The 11,415-nt window shown below is 63.9% G+C and carries 9 protein-coding genes and 4 tRNA genes; 9 read left to right on the plus strand and 4 right to left on the minus strand.

The window, feature by feature from the left end; all coding sequences use genetic code 11:
• Positions 1–56 precede the first annotated feature (56 nt).
• From wrbA to gudD, 9 genes are all read left to right on the plus strand, one after another.
• The gene (gene wrbA, locus RO07_RS15240) at positions 57–644 is read left to right on the plus strand and encodes an NAD(P)H:quinone oxidoreductase (protein WP_039411946.1); all 588 of its coding nucleotides are present in this window, start codon (positions 57–59) and stop codon (positions 642–644) included.
• Between the two features lie 80 nt (positions 645–724).
• Entirely contained in the window at positions 725–1,183 is a 459-nt protein-coding gene (locus RO07_RS15245; RefSeq protein WP_084072632.1) for a DUF2069 domain-containing protein, read from the plus strand.
• Between the two features lie 79 nt (positions 1,184–1,262).
• A complete protein-coding gene (locus tag RO07_RS15250) occupies positions 1,263–2,684 on the plus strand; it encodes an FAD-binding oxidoreductase (protein ID WP_039411948.1) in 1,422 nt (473 codons plus the stop codon).
• A 636-nt stretch (positions 2,685–3,320) separates the two neighbouring features.
• Positions 3,321–3,701 (plus strand): hypothetical protein, encoded by a 381-nt coding sequence (locus tag RO07_RS15255; protein WP_039411950.1) that lies wholly within the window; start codon positions 3,321–3,323, stop codon positions 3,699–3,701.
• Between the two features lie 250 nt (positions 3,702–3,951).
• Complete coding sequence (locus RO07_RS15260; protein ID WP_084072633.1) at positions 3,952–4,803, plus strand: M90 family metallopeptidase; 852 nt, start codon at positions 3,952–3,954, stop codon at positions 4,801–4,803.
• 184 nt (positions 4,804–4,987) lie between these two features.
• The gene (locus tag RO07_RS15265; protein WP_039411953.1) at positions 4,988–5,254 is read left to right on the plus strand and encodes a type B 50S ribosomal protein L31; all 267 of its coding nucleotides are present in this window, start codon (positions 4,988–4,990) and stop codon (positions 5,252–5,254) included.
• A 270-nt stretch (positions 5,255–5,524) separates the two neighbouring features.
• Positions 5,525–7,255: an ArnT family glycosyltransferase gene (locus RO07_RS15270; RefSeq protein WP_039411956.1), complete on the plus strand. Its 1,731-nt coding sequence runs from the start codon at positions 5,525–5,527 to the stop codon at positions 7,253–7,255.
• Between the two features lie 12 nt (positions 7,256–7,267).
• Positions 7,268–8,617, plus strand: coding sequence for an MATE family efflux transporter (locus RO07_RS15275; protein ID WP_039411960.1), 1,350 nt, complete (start codon positions 7,268–7,270; stop codon positions 8,615–8,617).
• Between the two features lie 475 nt (positions 8,618–9,092).
• Positions 9,093–10,421, plus strand: a complete 1,329-nt coding sequence (gene gudD, locus RO07_RS15280; protein ID WP_039415665.1) for a glucarate dehydratase — start codon at positions 9,093–9,095, stop codon at positions 10,419–10,421.
• A 249-nt stretch (positions 10,422–10,670) separates the two neighbouring features.
• Here gudD and RO07_RS15285 read toward each other — a convergent pair.
• The 4 genes from RO07_RS15285 to RO07_RS15300 all read right to left on the minus strand — a co-directional run bounded on the left by RO07_RS15285 (position 10,671) and on the right by RO07_RS15300 (position 11,340).
• Positions 10,671–10,747, minus strand: a tRNA-Asp gene (locus RO07_RS15285).
• Between the two features lie 99 nt (positions 10,748–10,846).
• Positions 10,847–10,923: transfer RNA gene (locus RO07_RS15290), tRNA-Asp, on the minus strand.
• A 96-nt stretch (positions 10,924–11,019) separates the two neighbouring features.
• Positions 11,020–11,095: transfer RNA gene (locus tag RO07_RS15295), tRNA-Glu, on the minus strand.
• 169 nt (positions 11,096–11,264) lie between these two features.
• Positions 11,265–11,340 (minus strand) — tRNA-Ala (locus RO07_RS15300).
• Between the last annotated feature and the right edge of the window lie 75 nt (positions 11,341–11,415).

Below are 11,415 nucleotides of genomic sequence, written 5' to 3' on the forward strand. Positions count from 1 at the left end.
CTTTTTGCGCCAGACCCACGACTTCGGTGGGATCGTCGCCATTTCGATTCGCATTCATGACTGAAATTCTCGTCCTGTACTACAGCCGCCACGGCACGACCGCACAGCTCGCGCAATGCATCGCCGCCGGTATCGACAGCGTGCCGGGCACGCAGGCGCGCGTGCGAACCGTGCCGGCCGTCTCGACGGTGTGCGAGGCCAGCGCGCCGGACATTCCCGACAGCGGGCCGCCTTATGTCGAATTGCGCGATCTGGAAGAGTGCGCGGGCCTCGCGCTCGGTTCGCCCACGCGTTTCGGCAATATGGCCGCTGCGCTCAAGTACTTTCTCGACGGCACCACGCCGCAGTGGCTCTCGGGCGCACTCGCGGGCAAACCGGCCTGCGTGTTCACGTCCAGCGCCAGTCTGCATGGCGGCCAGGAAAGCACGCTGCTCTCGATGATGATTCCGCTGTTGCATCACGGCATGCTGCTCATGGGGCTGCCCTACACGGAGCCCGCGCTCTCCAGTACGCGCACCGGCGGCTCGCCCTATGGCGCAACGCACTTCGCTCACGACGGCAACCCGCTCTCGGCCGACGAGCGTCAACTGGCCTCGGCGCTCGGTGCGCGGCTCGCCCGCGCGGCATGCAAGCTGGCAGAATAAGGGCTTGCGCCGCGCCATCGAGCACGGTGACCGGCGTGAGACGCCCCTCCTCGCAGTAGATCGGCCCACGAGACTTGCCCATGACCGCCACACCGCCCGACCTGCACGCTCCCGCGAACGTCCGCGATGCCGACATCGTGGGGGACCCGCGCCAGACACCGCCCCCCCAGGGGGCTTCTAGTGCATTGCGCTGGATCGGCATCGTCAACCTGCTCGCGCTGATCGCGCTGTCGGTGGCGTGGGAGTTGTGGCTCGCGCCGCTGCGTCCCGGTGGATCGTGGCTCGTCCTCAAGGCGCTCCTGCTGCTGCTGCCGCTGCGCGGCGTCCTGCGCGGCAATCTCTACACGTTGCAATGGTCGAGCATGTTCATCCTGCTGTTTCTCGCCGAGGGCGTCGTGCGGGGCATGACCGACACCGGTGCGTCGGCCGCCCTCGCCTGGGTCGAAACGGCGCTGAGCATCGTATTTTTCTTCTCGACCGTCTTCTATCTGCGCCCGTTCAAGCGCGCCGCAAAAGCCCGCGCCTCGGCAACCCGATAGGACTCGCCGTGCCCCGGCGCGTCCTGGCGGCGATCGCCACGACACACCGACTCGCTGCCCGACATCATCCTCGCTCGTCATGAACCGCCCTGCCTTTCTCACCGCCTGCCGCGACCTGCTGGGTCACGATCATGTGCTGACGGACGATGCCGACACGGGCGCGTACCTCGTCGACCAGCGCAAGCGCTATACCGGCCGTACCCTTGCCGTCCTGCGCCCGGCCGACGCCCCGCAACTCGCCGCGCTGGTGCGCCTGTGCGTGGCACATGGCGTGCCGATGGTGCCGCAAGGGGGCAACACGGGGCTTGCCGGCGGCGCGACGCCCGACGCCAGCGGACGACAAGTCGTCGTCAGCCTGCGACGACTCAATCGCATCCGCGAAGTCGATGCCGCCAACATGACGCTCACGGCCGAAGCGGGTTGCGTGCTGGCCGACGTGCAGGCGGCCGCGCTGGCCGTCGAACGCCTGTTTCCGTTGAGCCTTGCCGCCGAGGGCAGTTGCACGATCGGCGGCAACCTCGCCACGAACGCGGGCGGCACGGCGGTACTGCGCTACGGCAACGCGCGCGAACTGTGTCTCGGGCTGGAAGTGGTCACGCCGCAAGGCGAGTTGTGGGACGGACTGCGCGGGTTGCGCAAGGACAATACCGGCTACGATCTTCGCGACCTGTTCATCGGCGCGGAAGGCACGCTCGGGTTGATCACGGCCGCCACGCTCAAGCTGTTCGCGCAGCCGGCGGCCCGCATGACCGCGCTGGCCGCGCTCGACAGTCCGACGCAGGCGCTCGCCCTGCTGAATCTGGCGCAGCGCGTGGCTGGCCCGCTGCTTACCGGCTTCGAACTGATGTCCGACTTCTGCCTGCAACTGGTCACGCAAGTCTTTTCTCAGCAACGCTACCCTTTCGCGCAGCCTTACGCGCAAGCCGTGCTGCTTGAGCTCTCCGATAACGAGAGCGAGACCCACGCGCGGGAATTGCTGGAACGGCTGCTCGCGGCCGGCGTGGAGCAAGGCATCGTGCGCGACGCGATCGTCGCAAACAGTCTCGCGCAGTCGAATGCGCTGTGGCATCTGCGCGAGAGCATTCCGCTTGCCCAGTCGGCCACGGGGCTGAACATCAAGCACGACATTGCGGTGCCGGTGTCGCAGGTGCCGGCCTTTCTTGCCGCCACGGACCCGATCGTGCAGCGGATCGCCCCCGGCGCGCGCATGGTGACGTTCGGCCATCTCGGCGACGGCAATCTGCACTACAACGTGATGGCGCCCGAAGGCCACGATCCAGCACAGTTTCTCGCGCAATACCAGTCGCCCGTCACCACCGCCGTCCACGACAGCGTTCATGCGCATCGCGGCACGATCAGCGCGGAACATGGCCTCGGTCAGTTCAAACGGGAGGCGTCGGCACGGTACAAGTCGCCCGTCGAACTCGCGCTCATGCGCACCCTGAAAGCCGCGTTCGATCCGCTCGGACTCATGAATCCGGGCAAAGTCCTGCCTGATTGACGGGCCCGCACACGAAAATCGACGCCTGCCAGCGGCAAGCCCCTCAAAAATCCCGAACGCTTCGAGGAAAAGTCGCGAAATACGCGACAAAACGCCGCAAAACCGCCACGTTTTCAGCACTTTCCTTTACCAACGTCCACCAAACGGCTAGAATGATCGCTTTCCAATTACGACGGAGTTTTCCGTGGGCAGTTGCTCTAGTAGCACGCAAGCGTCGGCAATGACCGACGAGGCGTTGGCCCGGTAACCCGCAGTCGTCATCGACTGCCGCTGCCGGTCCCAACACCGCAGCGGTAGTGCATCGATCGCACCGAATCCCGATGGCACCCTGGCCATCGGCGATGCCGGAGAGCGATATCGTTTTCCCGCACACCTCACCGCAATACAGCGTTCCCGGATGCGTTCGCGCGTCCGGCATGCGGCAAGCTTGATCGCGTTCGTCAGCCTCATACCGAGCCGCCGACGACTATGGAACGGTTCAAGCCTGCCGACGCTTGCGTCGAATCGTTGTGTCGCCCCGGGCGTCGCCCGCCTCTTGCGCCATCCGTGGCGGCAAGGGCTAGCACCCTCGCCCGTTCCGACACTTCACCCCGCCCCGGCATCCGCCGTCCCAGGCCCTTGAATCAGGAGGACACCATGACGCTGCAAATGCTTATCCCCACGCTGCTCGGTCGCGCCCGCACCCGGCTGGCACCCACCACGGCGGCGCCACGCGCAGCCAGAATGTCGACAGCGACACCGGCCTCGCCGCAATACCGGGTGGTGGTGCTCGCCCTCGCCACGAGCGCCGACGCGATCGACGCCAAGGTGCGTCACGCACTGGGCACCCATCAACTCACGCCGGAGTCGGCCACGCGCATTCGTCGCTCGGGCGGCTACCTGCTCGAACTCGACTATGTCCTGCGCTGCGAGCGCAGCCGGCGAGCGGCGCTCGTGCATCTCGTCTCGACGCTGGGCGACACCGAGGGCGTTCACGCCATCCGCTGGGAGACGGCGCCGGTCACGCGGACTCTCTGAGCACGCGCCGACCAGCGGCACGCGCTCGTCGGAGCCGACACCGCCGAGCACTCCAAGCGCAGTGTCCTGCGTTCGATATCTCGCCCCGCTGTCCCGGCGGGGCGCCTTCATCGCTTCACTTTCATCACTTCAGGGCCACTGGGCCAGTGAGAACTTCACGGCACGCCGCAAGCGGCTAAATTAGAATCGATGCACCTGCGGTTCGTGGCTCCTCCCGCCGCTGCCGCGCAGTTTTCCGGCCCCGCCCACCATGTTCAAGACTTTGCTTGCTCGTCTGCGCCCCTCGCGACAACGTCCCGTCATCGACGACGCGCTGTGGCGCGAAGTCGTCGACGCTCTGCCGTTTCTCGCATGTCGACCGGCCGAAGAACTCGATCGGCTGCGCATGTTGGCTGCGGACTTCCTTGCAAGCAAGCAGTTCTCCACCGCGCACAGCCTGCCGCTCACCGACGCCATGTGCCTCTCGGTCGCCGCTCAGGCCTGCCTGCCGATCCTCAATCTTCCGCCCGCGCTGTATCGCGGCTGGAGCGGCATCGTGCTGTATCCAGGAGAGTTCCTGATCCGCAAGACGGTGCAGGACGAGGCCGGCGTGGTGCACGACGTTGCCCAGGAAGCCAGCGGCGAGGCTTGGGAAGGCGGCCCCGTGCTGCTGTCCTGGCAAGATGTGCAGGCCAGCGACGTGCTCGCCTACAACGTGGTGATCCACGAGTTCATCCACAAGCTCGACATGGAGAGCGGCGAGGCCGACGGTGTGCCGCCGATGCTGCGGCGTCTGCATGGCGATCTCACGCCTCAGACGTGGTGCGAGGTGTTCGACCCCGCCTACGAAGCGTTCTGTCACCACGTCGCGAACGTGCCTGACGCCCACTGGGACGCCTTCGCCTCGACGTCATTGCTCGACCCGTACGCGACCGAACACGAGTCGGAATTCTTCGCGGTCTGCGCCGAGGCGTTTTTCGTTGCCCCGATGGCCTTCCGGGACGAATATCCCGCCCTGTACGCCCTGTTTTCCCGCTATTTCCTGCAAGATCCCGCCGCTGTCACGCCGACGCGCACCATGACCAGCCACGGCGCACCGCCGCCCGCTGCCGCAACCCCATGAAAACTTTGCGAAAACCATTGTTTTTATGGCATAATGCGCGTTTTCTCACCCGGAAAGTGGTTGGCGCCTTCCCAGTCGCATGACGGCGGCGGCGTTAGCGGGCTGACGGAGCGGTTTTCCAGGCAATTATCCTGGACGACGCTCTCCCGCGCAGACTGGCTACCGACTTAACCCAAGGTACAACATGAAACAAGGCATCCACCCGGAATACCGCGAAGTCCTGTTCCGCGACATGACGCCCGGCGTCGACTTCGAATTCATCACCCGCTCGACGATCCACACCAAGGAAACGGCCGAGAAGGATGGCAAGACCTACCCGCTCGTGAAAATCGAAACGTCGTCGGCTTCGCACAACTTCTACACGGGCGAGCAGCGCATCATGGACACGGCAGGTCGCGTGGACAAGTTCCGTCAGAAGTTCGGCAACCGCGCCGGCGGCAAGATCGCCTGAGTTTTACAGGCGACGCGCCGTACAACGCGATGCGGGGCCCGACAGCTTTGACGGGTCAGCGCATCAGGGGCGACACCCCAGCGTTGGGACAGCATTGGAAAGGGGCAGCTCAGGCTGCCCTTTTTTCTTGGTTCTGGCCTGCGCCGCGAGACTGGTTACTGTCATACTGTCGGTTTTTCTGGTTTTCCCCAAGCTCGATCCCGAACCGGTTCCGGTTCATCCCCTGATTTTCCGCGATCCGGCCACCGCGCCGGTCCTGTCGTCCGGCCTATGAAACGAGTTCGCATTACCGCCTCCGCCACCAGCGCGCTTCCGCGTTCGCTGCTGATCGCCATTTGTGTCATCTATGTGCTGGCGGGGTTGTTCGGTCGCGATCCGTGGAAGAACGAAGACGCCGCCGGCTTCGGCATCATGTGGACGATGGCGCACGGCCAGCTCTCGGACTGGCTGCTCCCGAACATTGCCGGCAAACCCATCTACGACAACGGCCCGCTCGTCTCGTGGCTCGGTGCGCTCGCCATTCGCGCCTTTTCGTGGCTCGATGCGCCCGACGCTGCCCGCATCGTCACCGGCCTGTGCTTCTACATCACCTGCACCTTCATCTGGTACGGCACATATCTGCTCGGCCGCCGTCCCGAGGTGCAACCGTTCAAGTACGCCTTCGGCGGCGAACCCGAGCCACGCGACTACGGCCGCACGCTCGCCGATGGCGCCCTGCTGATCCTGCTCGCGTGCTTCGGTCTGGCCGAACGCGGTCATGAAACGACGTCGGCCGTCGGCCAGCTCACCCTCATCTCGATGGCCATCTACGGCCTCGTGCGCAGCCTCGACAAGCCGCGTCAGGGCGCCGTGTGGTTCGGCATCGCGCTCGGCGGCATGGCCCTCGCCTCGTCGCCGCTGATGACGCTCTCCCTGTGGATCGCGGGCATCGGCGTCGCCACGATCTGCCGAGCCCTACCCCTGCGCATGCTGCTGCTGGTGTCCACGCCCGTGGCGCTGCTCATCGCCTGCACATGGCCGCTGACCGCGCTCGAGCTCGCGGGCGGTGCGCGCGCCTGGCTCGGCGAATGGGCGGACATCGGCTTCGACGCCTTCAGCGGGCCGACACTCAATTCGCTCAGCTACGTCGCCAAGAACCTGGCCCTGTTCGCCTGGCCGGCCTGGCCGCTCGCCGCCTGGTCGCTCTATTCCTGGCGTGGCATGCGACGCGCCCCGCACATCGCCATCGCCCTCGCGTTCACGCTGGTCATCCTGCTGTTGATCGTGCTGCAGGCGCATCAAGGCAACCAGCTCTTCATGCTCGCCCTGCCCGCGCTGTCGATCGTCGCCGCCTTCGGGCTGCCGACGCTCAAGCGCGGCGCGGTCAACGCTATCGACTGGTTCGCGGTGCTGTCGTTTACCGTACTCGCGGGGTTCGTCTGGATCGTGTGGCTGGCCGGCATCACCGGCTTTCCAGCATCGACCGCGCGCAACCTGCGCCGCCTGGTGCCCGGTTTCAATCCGGAATTCAGCTGGCTCACACTGTTCAGCGCATTGCTCGTGACCGGCGCATGGGTGGCGCTCGTGGCATGGCGCGTCTCGCGCAGCCCGAAGGTGCTGTGGCGCAGCGTCGTGCTGTCGTCCGGCGGCACCACGCTCATGTGGGTGCTGCTCATGACGCTCTGGCTGCCGGTCGTGAACTACGGCAGAACGTATCGCGACGTGGCCGCGCAGATCGCCGCGCATCTGCCGGCCGACTACACCTGCATCCGCACCGCGCGCGTCGGCGACGCCCAGCTCGCTTCGTTTGCCTACTTCGGCAAGATGCGCTTCGGCTCGTCCGACGACGACTGCGACGTGCTCCTGCGCCAGGACTCGCAGGACTACAGCGAACCGCTCTCGCTCGCGCCGTACGAATGGCGTCAGCTCTGGGAAGGTCGTCGCGCGGCCGACCGCGACGAGCGCTTCCGACTCTATGTGCTGCAAGAGCGTCCGTGGCGGCGCGCGGCGCGTCCGCGCTGATCGTCCCACGCCATGTGGCATGACATCAAACGCATTGCCGGGCTCGCCTGGCCGGTTCTGATCGGCCAGTTGGCAGTCATCGCCTTCGGGGTGATGGACACCGCGATGGTCGGTCGCGCATCGGCTTTCGATCTGGCATCGCTCGCGCTCGGTGGCTCGATCTACATTACGGTGTACGTCGGCTTGATGGGCATTCTGGTGGCACTCTCCCCGATCGTCGCGCAACTGTTCGGCGCGGGTAACTGGCAAGCCATCGGCGAAGAGGTGCGGCAGGCGTTCTGGCTGGTCCTGTTCCTCGCCGTGCCGGGGGTGCTGATCCTGTCGCATCCGCAGGTCATCCTACGGCTATCGGAAGCCACGCCCGAACTCGAAGCCCGCGCGAGCGCCTATCTTCAGACGCTGGCATACGGCCTGCCCGCGGCGCTGCTCTTTCGCCTTTATTCGTCGCTCTCGACGGCGATTGGGCAACCTCGCATCGTCATGGCCATCCAGGTGACGGGTCTGATTCTGAAAATCCCGCTCAATCTCGCGCTGATCTACGGCATCGAGCGAATGGGAATCCCTGCGCTGGGCAGCACAGGCTGCGCGATTGCGACGACCGCCATCAACTGGGTGTCCTGCGCGCTGGGGCTGACGCTCATGGCACGTCACGCGAAGTTACGTGAGTTCGGCATCTTCTCCCGATTCTGCTGGCCGAACTGGCAGGCGATCCGCGCGCTGCTCAAACTCGGTGTACCGATGGGATTGAGTTATCTGATCGAGGTGACGGCATTCTCGTTCATGGCGATTTTCATCGCCCGACTGGGAGATGTCACGCTCGCCGGGCATCAGATCGCCGCGAACCTCGGAGCGCTCATGTATATGCTGCCGATGTCGATCGGCATTGCCACCTCAACGCTCACGGCACAAGCGATCGGCTCACGCGACTTTGCGCTGGCACGACTCGTCGGACGGCGCGGTGTCGAATTCGCGGGCACGCTGGGCATTCTGCTGGCCGCGCTCATGTGGATCGGACGCCCGCTGATTCTGGCCGCCTACACCTCCGATCCCCTCGTGGCGGCGGTCACCACCCCCCTGCTCGCCGTCGTCGCCCTGTATCACGTGTTCGATGCCCTGCAAGTGACGGCCGTTTTCGTCCTCCGCGCATGGAAGGTGGCTGTCGTGCCGACGGTTATCTACGCGATATCGCTCTGGGGCGTCGGCCTCGGCGGAGGCTATGTACTGGGCTTCGACGTCGGCGGCGTTTCGCCGGCATGGCTGCATGGCGCGGCCGGCTTCTGGTTCGCGAACAGCGCAAGTCTGGCCGTTGCCGCCTTGGGTCTGCTGCTGTATCTGCGCTGGGTGGTGCGCATGAAGGGCTGAGGACAGACGGGGGGGCTGACGGCTAGCGACTGGCCGCAGGCGCCCGCTCGCCGCTCAATGCGCCATCGACGTCCGAGAAGAAGGCGTCATACATGTTGCACGTCAAAATGGTTTCGGTGCGCGCATCTCGCGACATTCATCAGTTGGCTCACGCAACGCGTCGATCTACGTGATCAGCCTGCCCGAAGCGTCTGAGATGACAAATTTCCACGCGGTGAGGTCGACGACATCGGCCTCCTGCCGTCAGGGGCAATGGAAGCGAACAAGTCATACGATAACATTATGACGTGGATAGCGCGACAGGTATTCGTTATCACAACATGCTCTCAAAACCCCATAAGCATGGGAGAATGAGCCAGAACGGGTATACCCGGAAAGGCATTTCAATGATCTTTCCCTAGAATGTTGTCAGATGACATACAACAAATCGCATCGCAACCGTCCGATTTCCTTGATCCAATCTCCGTCCCCTGCCATGCCCCAAACCCCCATCGTTACCGACTTGCGCGTTGTCCCCGTCGCCGGCCGCGACAGCATGCTGTTGAATCTGAGCGGCGCGCACGGCCCCTTCTTCACGCGCAATCTGGTCATTCTTCAGGACAGCGCCGGGCACACCGGTGTTGGCGAGGTCCCCGGCGGCGAAGCCATCCGCAAGACACTCGATGACGCCCGCCCCTACGTCGTCGGCCAGTCCGTCGCCAACATTCAGGCCATCCTGGGCCAGACGCGTCGCGCATTCGCCGATCGCGATTCCGGTGGCCGCGGCCTGCAGACGTTCGATTTGCGTACGACAATTCATGCCGTCACCGCACTTGAGGCCGCGCTGCTCGACCTTCTGGGGCAGCACCTCGAAGTGCCCGTCGCCGCGTTGCTCGGCGAGGGTCAGCAACGCAGCGAAGTGGCAATGCTCGGCTACCTGTTCTTCATTGGCGACCGGCACGCCACGGACCTCCCTTACGCGGACAATCGGGCTGCGCGAGACAACTGGGAGCGCGTTCGCACGGAAGTCGCCATGACGCCCGACGCAGTCGTGCGACTGGCGGAGGCAGCACACGCACGCTACGGCTTTCAGGACTTCAAGCTCAAAGGCGGCGTACTGGAGGGAGACGCGGAGATCGAAGCCGTTACGGCGCTCGCCAAGCGGTTCCCGCATGCGCGAGTGACGCTCGATCCGAACGGGGCATGGTCGCTTGCCGAAGCGGTGCGCCTGTGCCGCGACCAGCACGACGTGCTCGCCTATGCCGAAGATCCCTGCGGTGCGGAAAACGGCTACTCGGGGCGTGAGGTCATGGCGGAATTCCGTCGCGCGACGGGCCTGCCGACAGCCACCAACATGATCGCGACCGACTGGCGCCAGATGGGGCATGCGATCCAGTTGCAGTCGGTGGACATTCCGCTGGCCGACCCGCATTTCTGGACAATGCAGGGCTCGGTGCGCGTGGCGCAGATGTGTCACGACTGGGGCCTCACGTGGGGCTCGCACTCGAACAATCACTTCGACGTGTCGCTCGCGATGTTTACTCACGTCGCCGCTGCCGCGCCTGGACGCATCACCGCCATCGACACGCACTGGATCTGGCAGGACGGTCAATATCTTACGCGCAACCCGCTACAGATCGTGAACGGAAACGTTCAGGTGCCCAGCACTCCGGGGTTGGGTGTCACGCTCGACATGGAGGCCGTCAAAGCCGCGCATGCCCTCTATCTCGAGCACGGGCTCGGTGCACGCGACGACAGCGTCGCCATGCAGTATCTCGTGCCCGGCTGGACATTCGATCCGAAGCGTCCGTGCCTGGTGCGATGACACTGATGACCACCGGGGAAGATACCGTCACGGCGACGCGAAAGTCTTTCGCGGATGACTACGATGGGGTTATGCGTACAAATTGCGGATTTTTCAAAAATTGCGCAAAAAATCCGCACACGCTGTGAAGGCGGTCCGGCAGACGGGAAAACGGGTAGCAAAACGCACCGAATGCCTTGCCCAAAGGCGGAGAAACGGTGCGCCGACAGCATAAAAAAAGCCCAGGCATCAGCCTGGGCTTTCTTCGTCTGGCGGAGCGGACGGGGCTCGAACCCGCGACCCCCGGCGTGACAGGCCGGTATTCTAACCAACTGAACTACCGCTCCAAACTTGCTGCAGCATCGTGATTTCACTCACTTTGCTTTCCTGCTATTCGTTCGGCATTGCCGCGTTTTCACGCGCAAATCACCGAACATCGTAGGTTTTGGCGGAGCGGACGGGGCTCGAACCCGCGACCCCCGGCGTGACAGGCCGGTATTCTAACCAACTGAACTACCGCTCCAAAACCGACAAAAAAACCCGCCTGACTTTCAGCGGGCTTTGTGCCACGACTGCTGGCATTTTCAAACTGACACCGACTCGCTACCGGCACCAATTCTGGCGTCCCCTAGGGGATTCGAACCCCTGTACTCACCGTGAAAGGGTGATGTCCTAGGCCTCTAGACGAAGGGGACAAAATCGTCACTGCTACAACTTTGTCTGTTTCGCGTTACTGCATTTTGCGAAGAACGCTATTCTAAACAACATTTCTTCGCTTGTGAAGCTTTATTTTCAAGTTTTTTGCGTCGTTTTTGCAAGAATCTTGCTTCATCGACGCACCCGAAAACAAAACCTCGGAATCCGTGGTGGAGGTAAGCGGGATCGAACCGCTGACCTCTTGCATGCCATGCAAGCGCTCTCCCAGCTGAGCTATACCCCCGAACAGAGAAATGAGATTCTAATGACAAACCTATTTTCTGTAAATACCCTGCTCGCATTTTTTCCGCATTATTTT

This window comes from Pandoraea pulmonicola (genome assembly GCF_000815105.2).
Taxonomy (GTDB): domain Bacteria; phylum Pseudomonadota; class Gammaproteobacteria; order Burkholderiales; family Burkholderiaceae; genus Pandoraea; species Pandoraea pulmonicola.

Coding starts and splice junctions, on each gene's coding strand:
- RO07_RS15260 (WP_084072633.1), top strand. CDS start 3,952: ATGTTCAAGACTTTGCTTGCTCGTCTGCGCCCCTCGCGACAACGTCCC.
- RO07_RS15275 (WP_039411960.1), top strand. CDS start 7,268: ATGTGGCATGACATCAAACGCATTGCCGGGCTCGCCTGGCCGGTTCTG.
- wrbA (WP_039411946.1), top strand. CDS start 57: ATGACTGAAATTCTCGTCCTGTACTACAGCCGCCACGGCACGACCGCA.
- RO07_RS15245 (WP_084072632.1), top strand. CDS start 725: ATGACCGCCACACCGCCCGACCTGCACGCTCCCGCGAACGTCCGCGAT.
- RO07_RS15255 (WP_039411950.1), top strand. CDS start 3,321: ATGACGCTGCAAATGCTTATCCCCACGCTGCTCGGTCGCGCCCGCACC.
- RO07_RS15265 (WP_039411953.1), top strand. CDS start 4,988: ATGAAACAAGGCATCCACCCGGAATACCGCGAAGTCCTGTTCCGCGAC.
- RO07_RS15250 (WP_039411948.1), top strand. CDS start 1,263: ATGAACCGCCCTGCCTTTCTCACCGCCTGCCGCGACCTGCTGGGTCAC.
- RO07_RS15270 (WP_039411956.1), top strand. CDS start 5,525: ATGAAACGAGTTCGCATTACCGCCTCCGCCACCAGCGCGCTTCCGCGT.
- gudD (WP_039415665.1), top strand. CDS start 9,093: ATGCCCCAAACCCCCATCGTTACCGACTTGCGCGTTGTCCCCGTCGCC.